An 18,151-nucleotide genomic window follows, 5' to 3' on the forward strand; every position below is an offset into this window, starting at 1 on the left:
TGGTGTAATCATTTCTATATGGTGTGAAGCAGCTAACGTCTTCTCTTTTAAATAATCGGACCAATATCGTAAGGGGTCTCCTGGTATACATAGTAATTGAGCCAATTGGCAAACAATAAGTTGGCATGGGCCCGCCAGACGGCCGGCGGTGTGCGCTGCGGATCATCCTTTGGATAGTAATGCTTCGGCAGTGCGACATCCATCCCCTTGGCTGCATCCCGGTCATACTCCCATTTGAGGGAAAAAGGATCATATTCAGAATGACCGGTAACGAAAATCTGTCTGCCGTCATGTGTCGCTACCAGATAAATTCCGGCTTCCTCCGATTCGGCCAGAATCTGCAGATCCGGATTAGCGAGGATATCCTCACGGGATATGTCGGTATGGCGGGAATGTGGAACATGGAACACTTCGTCAAATCCGCGCAGCAGCTTGACGTTATTATGGCTCAGGGTGTGCGGGAAAACTCCGAAGCATTTCTCGTCCAAGCTAACCTTGTGCACTCCAAAGTGGTGATACAGTCCTGCCTGGGCAGCCCAACAGATATGCATGGTCGAAGTAACGTTGTGTTTGCTCCATTCGAAGATTTCTTTCAGCTCTTCCCAGTAGTTCACATCCTCGAACTCCATCTGTTCTACCGGGGCGCCGGTAACAATTAATCCATCCAGACGGCGGTGGCTGATTTCGTCAAAGGTTTTATAAAAGCTCTTCAAGTGCTCTGCCGAAGTGTTCTTGGAGGTATGGGAGCTGGGATGCAGCAGAATCACATCAACCTGAAGCGGCGAGTTTCCGATTAGGCGCAGCAGCTGCGTTTCGGTTGTTTCCTTAGTCGGCATTAAATTCAGAATAGCGATTCTCAAGGGGCGGATGTCCTGGTGGAAGGCCTGGCTTTCATCCATTACAAAGATATTCTCCCCGGATAATACCTCTTTGGCCGGCAAGCTGTCGGGAATTTTAATTGGCATTGTTGTGTCCACTCCTTAACTGAATTTGAGTGCCGCTAATACGGCTTGTGTTTAAAATACAACCAAAAAAGACCTTTCTCGGGCGAGAAAGGTCATAGATTTGCAGTCATATGCGCCTCTCTCATCTGCCAGAGAACTTCTGCCGGGATTCAAATATCCCCTGCAAAGCTTCCGCAAGAATTAGCACCGTGCGTTCACACGCCGGTTGCCGGGTTTCATCGGGCTAGTCCCTCCACCTGCTCTTGATAAGATTTAGCTGTATTCAGTTAGAAAAATCTAAAATGTCAAACGTTGTTTTTCTTAAAATTCACTTTAAATCATGAACCTCCTTTTCGTCAAGCCCATACAATGCTAAAGAGCCCCTGAAAGTGAAAAGAATTTTGCTTGAAAGAGGCATACCCCGGCGTTATACTAGACAAGTGTTTCATACTATAAATGACGAAAAGAAGAGGTGAGAGAAGAATGGAAGGCGACCCGGGTGCGCAGTTAAGCGTGCAAAGTGAGCTACCACACAGGATTAACATCAGCTTGCCGGCGGCGGGAGCAGTTCTTCTTCATGCTCTCGAAACGTCATTTGGCCTTATTCGTTGATTGTACCACCGGCCAAGCTGATTTTTTTCTCTGTGCTTTAATTAGCATATCCCTGGAGAAGACTGGGGACAGAAGGAGTGAATCAGATGAAAATTCGGCAGGTGAACGCAGGAGTTTTTACAACTATTGAGGATATTGAAGAAACACTGACAGCCCCTACAGAGGGCTTCTACTGGATTGATGCGGATATTGAGGATTTGGAGCTGCTTCAGCCCTTATACAATCTGCATGACCTGGCCGTTGAGGATTGCCTCAGCGAAGAGGAGCAGCGCCCGAAGATTGAAATTTATGAAAGCCATTATTTTATAGTTGTCAACAGCATCCGTTTCGATGACGAGGAGATTTTCCTTCGTGCACTGAACGTGTTTCTCGGCAGACATTACATTATTACCGTCACCAAACAAAAGATCCATGAACTGCGTGTGCTGAAACCCATCCTGTGGGAGCAGGAGGTCAGCGAGCCGGACCGCTTCCTGTACCATCTGATCGACACTGTCGTGGATAACTATTTTTCCGTCGGCGACCGGATTGAAGTGCGGATTGAGAAGCTGGAGGAGGATATCCTTATGCATACCAAGAAATCGCATCTTAGCGAGATTATCGGTCTGCGCAGCGAAATACTCTGGTTGAAGAAGATGCTTGGACCGCAGAAAGAGGTTATCAACACCCTAAATAAAAAAGACCTCCGCCTGATTGATGACCAGCTGCAGAAGTATTTTAGCGACATTTATGAAAATGCGGTCAAAATCTCTGAAACCTTCGAGACCTACCGCGATCTTATGGGCAACTTACGCGAGGCGTACCAATCGAGTATTGCCAACCGTGCCAACGAAATTATGAGAGTATTTACAGCCATTACAACGATATTCATGCCGCTGACCGTAATTACCGGGATCTACGGGATGAACTTTGACAATATTCCCGAGACCCATTCAGAGTACGGCTACTATGGCGTTATTGCCGTTATGGTGACGCTCGGCTGCGGGATGCTGTTTGTTTTCCGCAAAAAGGATTGGCTATGAACAACAACGGACGAATACGCTAGGCGAAGGCACCGTTACCGCAAGGGAATGGAAGCCTTCGTCTTTTTGTTCAGAAGAAGCTGAATAGCATCTATTCTAATCTTCGTTAAGCATTGCCCATTGCTGAAATATTTGTAGGATCTCTTCTAAATTGTTCACTCCTCCTCTTCCCTGGAAAATATTATCGCTTACCTTGCCGTATACCCAGTCGACATCCGACCTGTCAATATTCAGCAGTTCAAAACCTTTATCCTCCAGTTCGGTTCCTCCCAAAAAAATGTCAACAGACCACCCGGGATTATCAAGTGTCGTAATACTGACAACCTGGCTGTGTTCCCAATCTCCGTCACATTGCCGTGAATACCACTCTTCAAGCCATTGTAAAACATTCATATATACAGCTCCAATCCAAAATATGTTCAGCGGCAATCCGCAAATTCCCTTTGATCATCTGCCTAAAGGTTAATGTTCATTACCCTGTTTGCATATTTTGTAATACAAATCGAAAAAAACCTAAGCGGAACTCTCTCCTGCAAGGGAGGAATCCCGCTTAGCTACAATTCTTTCGCTTAGGCAACTCCATTTCGCCTTGGCATCGAAAGCCTTATTCTAAAACCCCGTAGCCATTTCCACTCCGTTCTCCGTACCGCGCCGGAAACGGATCCGGATCAGCCGCAGCCGTTCATAATACATATCGAGCCCTTCGACAGGTGAAAATTCCTCTCCGTACGCTTTATACAGCACAGGCTTCAGGAATGAATCGCCCAACAGTTCATAGGCGGTCCATATACTGTCCTGCTCGTTTGGTGAGATTCCCTGTAGTTCCAGCTCAATCAGCTTCTCCACGGAATATCCGTCCTTCTCCAGTTCTTCTACCGCTTCGAGCACTTCACGGCGGCTAACGCCGCTCGTCGTTTTGAGCTGTTCCATTCCCAGGCCGTTTTCAATTCCCTGTAGCACTATGCGCCGCAGCCGCAGCCGTTCCAGCTGTTTCTTGTACTTAAGCTCTTTCTGCTTATAAAGCCATGAGCTGAAGGCCTCCTCTTCAACAGCCTCGTTGACCCAGCTCAGCGGATAACTGTGATCACGCGAAGCTCCCGAAGTAATGTTCAGCCATTCGGCCCCGTATTGCAAAGCCTTACCCTCGCCGACCCCCGGGATTTGCAGCAGTTCCTCCCGCGTGCGGGGAAGAAATGCGCTAAGCATCCGCAGCAGACGGTTACTGGCCAGAATATAAGGCGCTTTGCGTTCACTGGATGCTCTGCCCCTGCGCCAGGCGCAGAGCTCCTCATAAATGGCTTCGTTGGCGTGCTGTTCGCTGTAATGCTGCAGCTTGAGCTGCTCCTGATTACGGCTGTTCAGACCCTCTTCTTCATGGAATGCACCGTCGATTAACGGACGGTAGCCGTCCCCCATCTTTACCGCCAGCTCATGCCTGTATACACATAACATCTCATTCCATGAGCCGCCCTCATACCAAATGTTGTCGCTCAGCTCCTCGGCACCGGAAAAATCGCGCCAGCCCAGACTCCAAATGCCTTCTTCCTCGCCAATCCATAGCTGGGCAAACGCCTCCTGGTCTGCCCCTGACATTCTCGACAACCGGTTCATAAATACGATCTGCATCCCGATCCCTACCTTCCTCGTCTTACAGCAAGCATGATCGCGTCAACGCCGGAGCTTCCGATCTATAGAGCACGGCTGCTATACAGACCCTTGAACGCACAAAAAGCACCTCTCTCACGCTGAACGTGAAAGAGGTGCTCCCTCTTAAATGCTATACTGTTAAATCCTAGGATACCATAGATTGCCGAACAGTCAATCTCTTTTTGTGTTAGGCTCTGTCCAATGCCATTTTGGCTAATCCAAGCGCTCCGGACAGTCCGGCATTGTCTCCGAGCTGTGGTGAAACAACATAGTTGCCGATGCCTTCATTTAGCGCAGGATGCTGCACATAACCTCCCAGCAGCTCTTGCAGCTTGGCATGGATTAACGGGAACAGCTGACTTTGCTTCATGACACCGCCGCCCATAACGATCTTCTGCGGAGACAGAATAAGCACATAATTCATTAGTGCATGCGCCAGATAATGGGCCTCCATGGCCCAGGCCGGGTGATCCGCAGGCAGCTCGCCTGCCGGCTGGCCCCAACGGCTGCCGATCGCCGGACCTGCGGCCAGGCCTTCCAGGCAATCCCCATGATAAGGGCAAAAGCCGGCAAAGTTGTCCTCCGGATGGCGCGGCACCAGAATATGCCCCATTTCAGGATGAGATAAGCCGTGAATCAGCTCACCGCCGACCACTGCCCCGGCCCCGATGCCTGTGCCAACGGTAATATAAAGACAGCTGTCCAGCCCCTGAGCTGCTCCCCATTTGTATTCACCCAACGCTGCTCCATTCACATCCGTATCAAAACCGATCGGCACATTGAATTGTCCGCCTACGGCTCCTACCAGATTATATTGTCCCCAGTGAGGTTTCGGAGTCGTCGTAATATATCCATACGTAGGGCTTCCCGGCACCGGATCAATGGGTCCAAATGAGCCGATGCCGATGGCGCCGACTTGTTTATTGCCAAAATAGTCGATCACGAGTCCCATCGTCTCTTCGGGCGTTGTCGTTGGAAAGCTGACCCGGTCGATTATCGTCCCGTCCTCATTCCCCACTCCGCATACAAACTTCGTTCCCCCTGCTTCAATCGCTCCCAACAATTTCACTGCAGTGTTCCCCCTTCTCCATGAACGGCTGGCCGTTAACCGGCTCTACCGGTAGTTATATAATATTAAAGCGCTCTCTTGCCTTTATTATACGTGGGTTGCAGGGTTATGACAAGCGGTTGACATAGTTCTGTTTTCCGAAAAAAAAGGACATCACACGCTATCCCCTGTTTAACGGAGCTGCTGTTTTGTCCTTTGTCACAGCTGGTAAATATCTGGCTTACTTACGTTCATGATAGGCCCGGCATGCTGCGACAAACCGTGCGGCGGCCGGCAGATAAGAAGCCAGATGAATATGGGCATAAGCTGCCATCACATTGCCGCTTACATAACCTTCCGGCTGGCTGCCGCCCCTCCCTTTGCTCTCATACGCAAAGTTCCTCGGCTCTCCATGGTCATAACTCATGACGGAGTAATGAAATTCATGTCCGCGCAGCGTCTCTCCCTGCAGCAGCAGCAGGCAGTCCCGGATCGCGGTAACTTCCCGGTAACCAAGCGCCGCACGACGCTCCTGCATAACCGTATGAGCCGGAATAATCCCGGCCATCTCATGCAAGTTCCCGCTGCGGTCGGTCAGACTGCGTGCCAGTACCATATAGCCGCCACATTCGGCATAGAGCGGCATTCCGTCCGCCGCAGCTGACCGGATGCCGTTCAGGAAAGCCTTGTTCCCCGCAATCACGGAAGCGAACTCTTCGGGAAACCCGCCGCCGATATAGATTCCGTCCGCATCCGGCGGAATGCCCTCGCCGCGCAGCGGGCTGAATTCAGTCAGTCTTGCACCGGCGCGAATCAAAAGCTCCAGATTGTCGGTGTAATAGAAATTAAATGCCGCATCACGGGCAACGGCAAGAAACGGGCGGTAGCCGGCTGGTTCAAGGGACGGAGGGATGGGGTGAACTGGCGGCTCGTGGCTGGCTGACGCAAGTGACGGAGGGATGGGAAGATGGCTGTTTGGAGATACGGCATGGGATCCCGCCTTAGATTCGCTGCCGGTTGTCGGCTGGTCTGGCCGCTCGGAAGCCGCTCCCCGTTCACCTACCACACCCCCGGAAAGGTGCAAATCGGGAGCAGGATTAGTTGGCAATCCCGTTTCCGCGATGCCTGCCGGTTGATCTTCACGCAGGCAACCGGACGCCGCCGCCGGGTAGTCTTCAGCGGACGTCCCGCCCTGTGACGGGTTGCCAAACGGGGGGATTTCTGCCAGCGAGATCTCCGGTAAGAGGAGCGGATGCCGCAGCGGGGGCGCTGCTCCGGCAAGCTGCAGCAGCGCCGGGAGGTTGGTGCCCTCCGCCAGCAGATCGGCGGCACGGTCGAACAAGGGCTCCAGCTCCCCCCGCTCAACGGCAGGCAGCAGGCCCAAATGCCGCTCCGGAATGTCGAGCCCGCTATCCCGCAGCAGCCAGCCCAGCACGGGAATTCCGCAGGCGGCTTCAATCGCCGCCTTCACCGTCTGGTAATGGCTGGCACTCCCACAGCGGTTTACAATAACCGCGGCAATACGTACGCGCGGCTCCAGCTGCTGGAAGCCCAGCACTATTGCCGCCGCACTGCGGCCCATGCTGCGGACATCAAGCACCAGCAATACCGGACTGTCTGTCAGGATGGCGATCTCGGCGGTTGAGCCGGTTAGCCCTGTCGCTTCTTTGCCGTCATACAGCCCCATGACCCCTTCGATCACCGAAAGATCCGCTTCCGCTGAGGAGCGCAGAAAGTACTCCAGCAAATACTCGCCTGAGGTCATCCATGAATCAAGATTCCGGGGTGAACGTCCGGTGACAGCGGCATGATAGGCCGGATCAATGTAATCCGGGCCGCATTTGAAGCCCTGTACATTCAGTCCCTGCCGGGCAAACGCCCGCATCAGCCCAAGTGTTACCGTCGTTTTTCCCGAACCGCTACCTGTACCGGCTACAAGGATGCGGGCACGCCGCTGCAACGGAAGCCCGTCTCCTTCCCGCTCATACATCTGCATTTGCCTCCCCTCTGTCAAAAATAACCCTGGCCACAGCAATCGTCACATTGCCGCTTTTTTTCTTGGGCAAAAGCAAATCCTTCGCACCTGAAGACAAAAGGGCTGCAGGCTCGCAAACACCATAGGCTCCGGTCGCCTTGAATACGATCTCCGACGGCTGGTCCAGCGGAACCGTATTCAGCTGCTCCGGCGGATATAAAGCCAGCTCCCAGCCGTGCTTGGCGCACAAAGCGAGCAGGCCGGCTTCATCGCCTTTGATCCCGGCAGTGGCCGCGTTTCGCACGCTTAGGAGAGACAGCCCCAGCTGTGCAAGGGTTTCCGCCACCACCGCTTCCAGCTCCGCCGCCGAAGTGCCGCGGTTGCAGCCCAGGCCGAGCACCAGGCTGCGCGGACGGTACACTACGGTCCGTTCCGGCAAAGCCGCCGCTTCCGGCGCTTTCAGCAGCCGGTCGGTTACAACAATTGCTGCGCTGAAGGAAGCCGCGCGCATTTCAGCCATATCCCCGCAGAGCTGCACATGCTCGGGCAATGCCGCTCCAGGGTGCAGCCAGCCGCACTCCCCATGCTCCTGCAGGAAGGCTACCCGCTCGCCGTTCACCAAGGCGGCACTCACCGCCTTCATGTGTGTGAAGCTCTCCGGCCGCCAGCCGAATTCACGGCCGAGCAAATCCGCCGCGAACGTCCCCTGAACATCCGAGGCGGTTGTGATCACGGGATGGCTGCCCAGCAGCCCGGCAATCTGCAGCGTCAGCCTGTTGGCCCCGCCCAAATGACCGGAGAGCATGCTGATTACATGTTCTCCGCGTTCGTCAATCACGATGATGGCGGGGTCGGTTTTTTTATCCTGCAGTAAAGGCGCAGCTAATCTTACCGCTGCGCCAAGCGAGAAGAAAAGAATCAAAGCCTCATAACGTCGGAATAGAACCGGCAGCAGCTCTTTTAGGGGCTCAGCAAATATCCGGCGTTCCCCCGGTATCTCTTCAAGCTCCCCGCTGTACTTGGCGTAGCAGAACACTTCGGTACCGCTCAGTTGCTCCCCCAGCGTCAGTGCAAGCTTAATGCCGTTACGTGTAATGGCGATAGCCGCATATTTCTTATCCATGATTGCCGGTCCCTTCCCGGCAGGCGTGGGTAAACGTCTTGTCGTACAGCTTTGAGCGGTGAGCATCACGGTCGACCAGCCCGGGATCCAGTGCCCAGCCGGCCAGAATCATCGCATGCATCGTAATGCCCGCTTCACGCAGGTCAGCCTCCAGTTTCTCTACCGTTGTCCGCAGAATCTGCTGATCCGGCCAGGTGGCCCGTTTGACCACAGCTACAGGCGTGTCCGGACTCCACCCGGCGGCGAGGAATTCCTCCGCCGCATGTCCGGCCAGTGAAGCGCTGAGGAACAGTGCCACCGTGCAGTGATGGCTGGCCAGACGGCGCAGCTGCTCGCGCTCGGGCACGGGCGTAAGTCCTTCGGCACGGGTCAGAATGACCGTCTGCGTCAGCTCCGGCACCGTCAGCTCCGCGCCAAGCGCCGCCGCTGAGGCAAAAACAGAGCTGACACCCGGCACGATCTCATAGCCGACGCCGCACAGCTTCAGCAGCGACATCTGCTCCAGGATCGCTCCATACATCGAGGGGTCGCCTGTGTGCACACGGGCTACGCTTTTGCCGGCCTGCACTGCTTCTGCCATCAGCTCCACCTGTCGCTCCAGATCCATCCCTGAGCTTTGCAGCACCTCAGCACCGGGCTTGGCGCTGGAGATCAGCTCTTCACTGACCAGCGAATCGGCGTACAATACGAGATCGGCCGAGCGCAGAATACGGCTGCCCTTAACGGTAATCAGCTCTGGATCGCCGGGTCCTGCCCCGACGATGTAGACCTTAGGTTCCAGCTGTGCTTCCGTCATTTGCTCACCACCATCAGACTCAGATACTCCAGATCCGAGCCGCGCAGCTCGCGGGCATCCCGCCAGACGGTCTCATAGGGAGAAGTCACCTTGGTGACAACGGACGCTTTTCCTCCAAGACCCAGTTCATCCAGCACCTCCAGCACCAGATCAAGCACCTTCGCCACCTTAAGGAACACTACAGTATCATGATGCAGCAGCGCTTCCTTCAGCGCCTCACGGTCTTCGGTAGCCGGAATGATACCCACCCGCTGGTCACCGTCGGCAAGCGGCTGTTCGAGTGCCGCAGCAGCACCCAGCACCGAAGAAATTCCGGGAACCGATATAATCGGCACAACGGGATGCTGCTCTTGCATTAAACGGGCCAGATGAATAAAGGTGCTGTACAGATTGGGGTCACCCTCCGTCACAAAAGCAACATCATTGCCAAGGCGCAGCTCATTCCAGCACAGCTCTACAGTCCAGTGCCACCCGTTCTCCAGCTGCACAGGGTCCTTGGTCATTGGAAACACAAGTCCCAGCATGACCTTTTCGTCCTCATTTACATAGGTGTCGACGATCTCCTGGGCATAGGATTTGCCGCCTTTTTTGGCAGCCGGATAGGCGATCACCGGACATTCTTTCAGCAGACGGCAGGCTTTGACCGTAATCAGCTCCGGGTCCCCGGGACCGACACCCACTCCATACATGGTACCTACAGCCAGCAAGGCAGCGTTAGACTCAATTACATTCTCGGCCTCCAGCTGGCCGTCAATAAACTCATACTCTTCCATAGCCGTTTGGGCCATCGCTTGGGCTGTCTCTTCACCGGCAATATTCTGCCCGCTTGAGGGTACTAGCTGCGGTTCCGCTTGATTGTTTGTCATCTCCAGTTTCTCCTTTTATTGAGCTGTATGTTTACTTGGATATATCCTTTGGTCATCACTACCTATGGCAGGAGGGGATTTATGCTGCGACAGTTTCGTGTATGTACGGCATGGCATTTTGCGGCTCAGGAATGCATACAAGAGTTCAGTTTGGCACGCACGGGTGCACGTATGGACTGAAGCTATTAGTGACTAAATCTGGTAGTGACTAAATCTGGTAGTGACAAATCAGATATGGAATAATATTCCATGTGCTTCGCTTTAGATTGCCGATTGCATATCCGGACGATAGTCAGTTGATTCCCTTGCAGCTGCTGGATGCAGCACTCAGTTTCTCAAGGGGAGGACTGGCACAGAATGCTTGGTCCATCGCTTATGATCCGAGCAACTGGTAGCTACGCGGACTGGAGAGGCGCTATTTGCAGATTTCTTGTTGTTTTTCGCTCTTCTCGGACTCCAGAGACGTTATTCGCATCATTTATCTCCATGATACAGCCCAAGCGAGGAAATAGCGGCGCTGGGGTCCGTTTACTTGGAAAACTATGGCTCATTGATAAAATAACGTCGCTGGGGTCCGCCTCTGCACGTAGCTGTCTTCGTGATGTTACCTTCTTCGCACCGTGGCTATCTAGTCGTCCTCGTATTGATGTCTTCTTCGCATCGTAGCCGTCTAATCGTCTTCGTATCGCTATCTTCTTCGCATCGTAGCCGCATTCACAACTTTATCTTTTTCGCACCGAAGCCGCTGTACCCCTCATACCTATCTCCCGCTGCCCTGCAGCGTTCAACAGTTAAACCGTCTTATGGCCGCTGACCACATAGACGGGGTTCATCCCTTCAAACCGGGTCATGCCAAGAATCGGTTTGCCCCGTGAGGCCTGCAGCATCGTTACTTCCGGAGCAAATCCGGCGAGTGCCAGCGCCTCCATGCTGTTATGCAGCGTCTCAATCGTGATGGCTCCCACAACGATCCGCCCTCCGGGCCGCAGCCGGGCTGCACTATGTGCAATTATAGCTGCCAGCTCACCGCCGCTGCCGCCGATGAACACGGCGTCCGGGTCTGGAAGCTTATCCAGCCCCTGCGGGGCTTTGTCATGGATAATTGCAAAATCTGCACGAAACTTCCGCCGGTTGGCTTCAATGTTGGGCAGATTGTCTGCCCCTTTTTCCAGGGCATAGACCCTGCCAAGACGGGCAATCCGCGCACATTCCACCGCTACTGCACCGGAGCCGGAGCCGATATCCCAGACAATCGCATCCTCGGACAGATTCAGCTCCGACAGGACAAAAGCGCGGACCTCCCGTTTGGTAATCAGGCCCTTTTCCGGCTTCCGCTGCTGGAACACCTCATCGGGATATGCGAATCCGCGCCGCACCTCCACCGTACTTCCCGGCTTCCGCCGCAGAATTACCACATTTAGTGCCGCAAATTCCGCCAGCTCCAGCGCCTCCAGTTCCCAGAACCGGCAGACCTCTTCCGGGCCGCCCAACCGCTCGCAGACATAAGCCTCATACTCCATCATGCCAAACTCCCGCAGGTAAGCTGCAATCCGCGCAGGAGTATTGACTTCATCCGTCAAAAGAGCAATCTTCTGCCTGCCGTCAATCCGCTGGGCCAGCCCGTTAATCGTCCTGCCGTGCAGACTGATAAGCTCTGCATCCTGCCAGCTGTCACCCAGCCGGGAAAAAGCAAGCTGCACACTGCTGTAATGCGGAATCACTTCGACCTGCTCCGGCCCGAACCTCTTGGCAAGGTAGCCGCCAATCCCAAAAAACAGCGGATCCCCCGAAGCCAGCACAGCAATACGTTTTCCCGCTTTCCACAATCCCTCCAGCTTGTCGGCAAAAGGCTTTAGCCCGCCCTGCAGCGTGATCTTTTCCCCATCGTACCGGCTGAAAAACGACAGTTGCCTCTCCCCGCCGAGCAGTACCTCACTCTCCTGGACTTTTCTCAAGCTACCCGGCGTCAGCCCGCCTGCGCCATCCTCGCCGATACCGATGATATAAATTACATTAGCCACAGATTTCCGCCCTTCCCAGCACTCGGCCTTTCATCGTGATCAGCACCATTTCTACCGTCATCTCCCCATTCATGTGAATCAGGCAATGTCTGCAGGCATGAAGGCATAATTGTTCAAAAAAAGCGTAATTCCCGGCTGCCGTCATCATGTCCACAACCTGCGAAGCCGTATTGGCGGCAGCAATCTCCTGCACCAGTTCTTCGTCAGCCCCGGCTTCGGACGCTACTTGGGACAGGAAACCGAAATCAACCGGCGCATTTTTCGAGTGAATCAGCATGGCTCCCTGTGCTACTTTGGAATATTTGCCTGCCATGCCGACAAGCGTCACCTTGCTGAATCCATAAGCTTTGGCATGGCTGAGAGAGAACCCCACGTATTCGCCCATCTGAATAAAAGCTTCCTCCGGAAGCTCAGGGAACATTGCCATGGCATATTTTTCACTGCTGCCGCCGGTAGTGAGGATCAGCCCCCTGTTCCCTGTAGCAGCTGCAACCGATATCGCCTGAACCACACTCGCCTTATAGGCTTCAGTGGAGAACGGTGTAACCACTCCCCTTGTGCCGAGTATCGAAATACCGCCTACGATGCCTAGGCGCGGATTGAGTGTCTTGAGCGCAATGGCTTCGCCTTCGGGCACATTGATTACCACCCGCAGTCCCCGGGCGGCGCTATGCTCTTCCAGCACCTCGGATACAGCTTCCAGAATCATACGACGGGGCACCGGATTGATCGCGGCTTCTCCTACCGCTACCGGCAGCCCCGGCTTCGTTACTCTGCCGACGCCACGCCCGCCGTCAATCTCCACACCGGGATGTTCGAGCCAACTAACAGTGGCCTCGATCCAGGCCCGGTGAGTGGCATCCGGGTCATCCCCGGCATCCTTCACCGTGGCACAGGTTGCCATGGAATCATCCTGACGCTGCCATCCGGTCAGTTCGAAGGTATGCCGGAATCCCGCCGGCAAGTAAAGCTCCACACTCTCCGGCGCATCACCGGTGATCAGGAGGAGTGCCGCGCCTTTGGCTGCGGCGGCAGCACAGGCGCCGGTGGTATAACCCCGGCGCATAGGTTTCGAAGAGGTCTCCTCAGTCATGCCGATCCCTTCTTTGCTGTATGTTATGGGCTTGCTTGGTTCACTAGATTTTAACTTAGTGCTTCTGTGCTTCTGTGCTTATTGCTGCTTCTTAGCTTCTTAGCACTCTTAGCACTCTTAGCACTCTTAGTGCTCTTAGTGCTCTTAGTGCTTCTTAGTGCTTCTTAGTGCTCTTAGTGCTTCTTAGTGCTTCTTAGCGCTTCTTAGTGCTTCTTAGTGCTTCTTAGTACTTCTTAGTACTTCTTAGTACTTCTTAGTACTTCTTAGTACTTCTTAGTACTTCTTAGTACTTCTTAGTGCTTACTTGGCGTTACTTTTCACTTGTGGTCTGTGCATGTTCTACTCTCTGTTTGGCTCTCATTAATTCGCTTCTTCTTGTCTTGACTTGGCTTGGCTTGGCTGGCTTGACTTGGCTTCTTTCTTCTTAGTTCACGACTTCTATGTTTATTTATTCTTTATTCGTATAAAAACCTACCCTTTACTGCTACCGGCCAGATTCCTGTTGTTCAGTATCCTGCCGGACAGCCAGCAGGCTTAAGGCATTCACCGCTGCAACAACGACCGTACTGCCGCCTTTGCGGCCTATATTCGTAATGTAGGGAATGTCCAGCTTGCGCAGCTCATCTTTGGATTCCGCGGCGGATACGAAGCCTACGGGCATGCCGATAACGAGTCCGGGCTGGGCCGCTCCTTCTTTTACCAGACGAATCAACTCCAGCAGCGCCGTGGGCGCATTGCCGATAACATATATCCCGCCGGGGGCTTCGTTGCAAGCTTTGCGCGTCGCGACAATTGCCCGGGTCGTCCCCAGCATTTTGGCTTCTTCGATGACATCCGGGTCGGAAATATGCACCCTGACATCTCCGCCGTATTTATGTATCCTTTCCTTGGCGATACCGGCCTCTACCATCCGCACATCGGCAATGATCGGCTTGCCCTGCAGGATGGCAGCTATACCCGCTTCAATCGCCCGGGGATGAAACATCAGACTCCGCCCCAGCTCGAAATCGGCAGATGCGTGGATGATCCGCTGCACCACCGGATACTGCATAGCGTTAAAATAATGTACTCCCAGTTCCTTCGTGATCATTTGAAAGCTCAAGCTTTCAATTTCCTGCGGCTGCACCGTCAGCGGTTTGAAATCCGTCCCAAAGTCCACGCCCATTCCCCTTTTCATAATTCAATAGATGTTTCTACATCGTTTCATTCATGCACCGCCAGTACTGCTTTTACCGCACCTGCTATCTCATCCATTGCATGATAGACACTGCCAAAATCGCAATAAGGCGTGTCTGGACGCGTTATCAAAATGACATATAGCCCCATATCCAGTGCAGCATGCAGCTTCTCATCAAGAGATCCCTCTGCGCCGCTCTCCTTAGTGATCATGACCTGCGTGCCGTATTGCCGGTACATCGCTTCGTTCATTCCCCTTGAAAAAGGTCCCTGCATCCCAATAATATTCCGCTGTTCTATCCCAAGCGCAAGGCATTTATCGATGTTCTCCAGGCAGGGAAGCAGCCTGACCGTCAGGCGTACCTCCGGATCGCCGAGCAGCTGCTCCGCAAAAATCTCCAGTGTCTTCCCACCGGTGGTCAGCATGACCGAGCCTTTTAATTGTTTTGCTTTGCGGGCCGCAGCTTCATAAGAATCTACACAGATCAACCGGGGATGACTGTCATAATGAAGGCTTCGCCGCTCGTAGCGAAAATAGGGCAGCCCCAGCGCTTCCGCAGCAGCCATTGCATTGGCATGCGCCTCAAGTGCAAAGGGATGGCTTGCGTCTACTACAACACTGTAATTCCCCTCCTGCAAAAAGGAGATCATTCCCGGGCTGTCCAACCTGCCAACCGCAGTCCGTATTGCGGCTGCTTCAAGCCGCTCCGCTGCACTTGGCGTTACAACAGAAGCCACCAGCGGTAATCCGTGAGATGAAAAAGTCAGTGCTAATTCCCGGGCATCACTCGTTCCGCACAACATAAATATCATAGCGTTCAGAATTCCTTCGGTCCTTTGGCCGAAGATACTGTCTGTACTGAAAGGTCCCGCTGACGCGGCTGTATCTTGCCTTCCGTACCCATCTCGGAGTGATGCTCCTGTGCATGCTGCCCGCTGCAGCACTGATGCCCATGAGCCGTATAATTATGCCCACATTGCCCGTGCTCGTGATTATGATCTTCCTCACCATGATGGTGATACTCATGCTCGTGATTATGATCTTCTCCATGAAGATGATCATGTCTGTGATCATGTCCGTGGTCTTCCCCATGATGATGATCATATCTGTGGTCATGGCCGTGATCTTCCGCATGATGATGGTGATGCCCGTGTTCCTCTTCATCACCTTCCTCACCATGGTGGTGGTGGTGATGGTGGTGTGCGGCCGCCTCAACACGGTATTTACAGTTATCGCAGTTGGCGAAGGATTGGCCTTCCAATGTCTCTTCAATTCGCTCCGCAAGCATGTCGGACAGCAGCGGGTGAGACCCAAGATAACTGCCTTGCTCCACCTCGACCTCCGGATGCCCGGCAGCGAACTGCGAGATGATATCAGAAAACTGCTTCATCAGCACTCCGGTGAAAAGCAGGTACGGCAGCACCACAATTTTACGCGCACCCAATGCCAGACAACGTTCCAGCCCCTCGGGCAGCGAGGGTTTGGCAATGGCGATAAAGCAGCCCTCTACGCTTTTATAAGCAGTCCTTTCCCACAGCAGGCGGGTCAGCTTATAGAAATCACTGTTGGCATCAGGATCGCTGCCTCCACGGCCCATAACAAGAATAATGGTGTCTTTGTCCTCCACTTTCGAGGTGTTCATCTCAACTGCAGCAATGCCTGTATTGCCAGCTACGGAGACAGAAGATGCTACCCACGGACCCGCGTCATTCGCATTCCCCCCCGATGTCAGCATCTTGTCTTCCGGCTGGTCCGGCTGTCTCCACGCAGTTGCTTCTGCGATCCGGTCCAGCAAAATATCCACCGCCCGCTCCTGCACGCCGACCGGACGTCCGTACACAAATTCCACGCCCGGATACTTTAGCTTCGCCTGGTCCATGGCCAGCGGAATGTCCAGCTTGGAATGGCCAGCCGCGAACAAAATAATCGGCACCACGTAAACTGTCGAAGCGCCTCCCTTTACACAAAGCGCTATGCCCTCAGCAATCGAAGGCGAAGCCAGTTCTATAAAGCAGGTTACAAAGGTCAGCTCCGGCTTGCGGGCGGCAAGCTCACTTGTGAATTTCCGCAGCTCATCGTTGCCCTCCGTTACCCGGCTGCCGTGTCCTACGAGCAATACTGTTTTCATTCGTTGTGCCCCCCCTGCTGAAAAAATGTATAAAACCGTTCATTGATTTTGCCCTGCGAACCGTATCGCAGGGCAATCGCTGTAACTGCGGCTATGAGCTCATCTTCATTCATTCCTTCACGGACCAGGCTGCCTGCATGTGCGCCTCGTCCCGACCTCTTCCCGCCAAGGTACAGCTCGAAGCTGCCCTTGGAGTACACTATACCGATATCCTCCAGCACAGCTGAGCTGCAGGCCATGCCGCAACCGGCTACACCGATCTGAAGCTCCCGCGGCACCGGCCGTCCGTGGAGCAGCTTATGAAGGCGGATAGCTGCATTAAGTCCGTCTTCCTTTCTCAATTCACAGAAGCCGCACGTTTTCACTCGCACAAAATCCCCCGGCAGGCTCACATTCAGCCCGGCCTTTGCCAGCCGGTAAGCCTTATCCTCCTGCTCAGCCCCACTGCTGCGCAGCAGAAAATGTCCGTCCCGCGTACACACCAGCTGACCTTCATCACCTGCAAGCTCCGCAAGCAGCGCCATCTGTGCGCCGCTATATCTGCGGCTGCCAAGTGCCGGCGAAACCTCCAGTTCGGAGGCTTCGAATTGCGCCGCCGGCGAAACGGCGGAAGCAAAAGCCTTAGGCAGCTCCGTCCGGGCCGCTGCAGAAGCAGCTCCGCTCTCCGCAGCAGCCGCGCTGCCCATAGGGCCAGCAGCGTTATTCACCTCTGCTGCGGCCTCTGCTGCGGCCTCTGCGGCAACCGCTGCCGCAGCCAGCGACCACGGCTCTGCAGCTGTCCGCAGCCGCTCATGCGGCTTCAGCGCCTGCGTCTCGGCGCCAAGACTGTACTTGCGCTCATAGCCGCGCGGCGTCACCATCAGACCTTCATAGACGGTAGTCGCGGAGTTGCCGACCACAACTGTGGAGAGCATGCCGATCTCATGCTCCAGCATATCCTGCAGCGTAGTTACAACCGTCTGCTGGCGGTCACGGTAGGCACTTTTGACAATGCCAACCGGCGTGGACGGATCGCGGTAGCGAAGCAAAATGCTGCGGGCTTCCTCAATCTGCCGCTTCCGTTTGCCGCTACGCGGATTATAGAAGGCAATTACAAAATCCGCCGCACCCGCCGCATCGACACGCGCCGCGATGCTCTCCCACGGCGTTAGATGATCGCTCAGGCTGATCGTGCAGGCATCATGCATAATCGGCGCTCCCAGCAGTGAGGAGCAGGACTGGATCGCTGATATTCCGGGAATCACCTCCACTTCCACACCGCCCGCACGCTTCCAGCCCCGTTCGATCAGCACCTCGTACACCAGTCCTGCCATCCCGTACACACCTGCATCCCCACTGGAAATGACCGCAATGCTCTGTCCCGCTTCCGCCCTGCGCACCGCTTCCTGGGCGCGGCTAACCTCTTCCGTCATACCGGTGCCGACAATTTCCTGATGCTTCAGCAGCGGCTTGATCAGCTCTACATAGGTGTTATAGCCGATAACAGCTTCACTTTCCTCAAGCGCAGCCAGTGCGCGGCCTGTAATATGCTCCAGGGCACCGGGGCCAAAGCCGATAATCAGCAGCTTTCCTTGTTTTTCCATCCTTTTTCCCCCGTCCACAAAATAACCTGATTTCATGCTTCCCCTGCTGCTTGCTACAAGACTCTATATCTAGCAGATGCTTCTGCCAAATCAGGTACATTCACATCTGTCATAGT

General features: G+C 54.3%; 15 protein-coding genes and 1 riboswitch. Of the genes, 1 reads left to right on the forward strand and 14 read right to left on the reverse strand.

Going from position 1 to position 18,151, the window contains the following annotated elements; all coding sequences use genetic code 11:
- Positions 1-47: 47 nt before the first annotated feature.
- Entirely contained in the window at positions 48-965 is a 918-nt protein-coding gene (gene metA, locus AC3WT9_RS15700) for a homoserine O-acetyltransferase MetA (protein WP_341091239.1), read from the reverse strand.
- A gap of 118 nt (positions 966-1,083) precedes the next feature.
- A riboswitch (SAM riboswitch) is annotated at positions 1,084-1,217 on the reverse strand.
- Positions 1,218-1,642: 425 nt separating this feature from the next.
- Between metA and corA the strand changes: the two genes are divergently transcribed.
- Positions 1,643-2,578 (forward strand): magnesium/cobalt transporter CorA, encoded by a 936-nt coding sequence (corA, locus tag AC3WT9_RS15705; protein WP_341091237.1) that lies wholly within the window; start codon positions 1,643-1,645, stop codon positions 2,576-2,578.
- Between the two features lie 96 nt (positions 2,579-2,674).
- On the opposite strand, the gene AC3WT9_RS15710 is transcribed toward corA, so the two are convergent.
- The 13 genes from AC3WT9_RS15710 to cobJ all read right to left on the reverse strand — a co-directional run bounded on the left by AC3WT9_RS15710 (position 2,675) and on the right by cobJ (position 18,035).
- Complete coding sequence (locus tag AC3WT9_RS15710; protein ID WP_341091235.1) at positions 2,675-2,971, reverse strand: immunity 53 family protein; 297 nt, start codon at positions 2,969-2,971, stop codon at positions 2,675-2,677.
- Positions 2,972-3,187: 216 nt separating this feature from the next.
- A complete protein-coding gene (locus AC3WT9_RS15715; protein ID WP_341091234.1) occupies positions 3,188-4,204 on the reverse strand; it encodes an HRDC domain-containing protein in 1,017 nt (338 codons plus the stop codon).
- A 208-nt stretch (positions 4,205-4,412) separates the two neighbouring features.
- Positions 4,413-5,294, reverse strand: a complete 882-nt coding sequence (locus AC3WT9_RS15720; protein ID WP_341091233.1) for an ROK family protein — start codon at positions 5,292-5,294, stop codon at positions 4,413-4,415.
- A 220-nt stretch (positions 5,295-5,514) separates the two neighbouring features.
- Complete coding sequence (locus AC3WT9_RS15725; RefSeq protein ID WP_342481417.1) at positions 5,515-7,263, reverse strand: cobyrinic acid a,c-diamide synthase CobB; 1,749 nt, start codon at positions 7,261-7,263, stop codon at positions 5,515-5,517.
- The gene (locus AC3WT9_RS15730; RefSeq protein WP_341091229.1) at positions 7,256-8,371 is read right to left on the reverse strand and encodes a cobalt-precorrin 5A hydrolase; all 1,116 of its coding nucleotides are present in this window, start codon (positions 8,369-8,371) and stop codon (positions 7,256-7,258) included. The genes AC3WT9_RS15725 and AC3WT9_RS15730 overlap by 8 nt, the downstream gene beginning before the upstream one ends.
- A complete protein-coding gene (gene cobM, locus AC3WT9_RS15735) occupies positions 8,364-9,167 on the reverse strand; it encodes a precorrin-4 C(11)-methyltransferase (protein ID WP_492407729.1) in 804 nt (267 codons plus the stop codon). Before cobM ends, AC3WT9_RS15730 begins: the two co-directional genes overlap by 8 nt.
- Entirely contained in the window at positions 9,164-9,856 is a 693-nt protein-coding gene (gene cobI, locus AC3WT9_RS15740) for a precorrin-2 C(20)-methyltransferase (protein ID WP_492407777.1), read from the reverse strand. Before cobI ends, cobM begins: the two co-directional genes overlap by 4 nt.
- Before the next feature lie 968 nt (positions 9,857-10,824).
- A complete protein-coding gene (gene cbiE, locus AC3WT9_RS15745; protein WP_341091226.1) occupies positions 10,825-12,054 on the reverse strand; it encodes a precorrin-6y C5,15-methyltransferase (decarboxylating) subunit CbiE in 1,230 nt (409 codons plus the stop codon).
- Complete coding sequence (locus AC3WT9_RS15750; RefSeq protein ID WP_341091225.1) at positions 12,047-13,147, reverse strand: cobalt-precorrin-5B (C(1))-methyltransferase; 1,101 nt, start codon at positions 13,145-13,147, stop codon at positions 12,047-12,049. Before AC3WT9_RS15750 ends, cbiE begins: the two co-directional genes overlap by 8 nt.
- A gap of 484 nt (positions 13,148-13,631) precedes the next feature.
- Positions 13,632-14,306 carry a precorrin-8X methylmutase gene (locus AC3WT9_RS15755; RefSeq protein WP_341091223.1) on the reverse strand — a complete coding sequence of 225 codons (675 nt, stop codon included), beginning with the start codon at positions 14,304-14,306 and terminating at the stop codon, positions 13,632-13,634.
- Between the two features lie 44 nt (positions 14,307-14,350).
- Positions 14,351-15,136 (reverse strand): precorrin-6A reductase, encoded by a 786-nt coding sequence (gene cobK, locus AC3WT9_RS15760; RefSeq protein ID WP_342481415.1) that lies wholly within the window; start codon positions 15,134-15,136, stop codon positions 14,351-14,353.
- Positions 15,137-15,141: 5 nt separating this feature from the next.
- On the reverse strand, positions 15,142-16,452 hold the full coding sequence (locus AC3WT9_RS15765; RefSeq protein ID WP_341091221.1) for a sirohydrochlorin chelatase: 1,311 nt from the start codon (positions 16,450-16,452) through the stop codon (positions 15,142-15,144).
- Positions 16,449-18,035 carry a precorrin-3B C(17)-methyltransferase gene (gene cobJ, locus AC3WT9_RS15770; protein ID WP_492407730.1) on the reverse strand — a complete coding sequence of 529 codons (1,587 nt, stop codon included), beginning with the start codon at positions 18,033-18,035 and terminating at the stop codon, positions 16,449-16,451. Before cobJ ends, AC3WT9_RS15765 begins: the two co-directional genes overlap by 4 nt.
- Positions 18,036-18,151: the final 116 nt, after the last annotated feature.

This window comes from Paenibacillus sp. EB106-06-01-XG199, assembly GCF_058791575.1.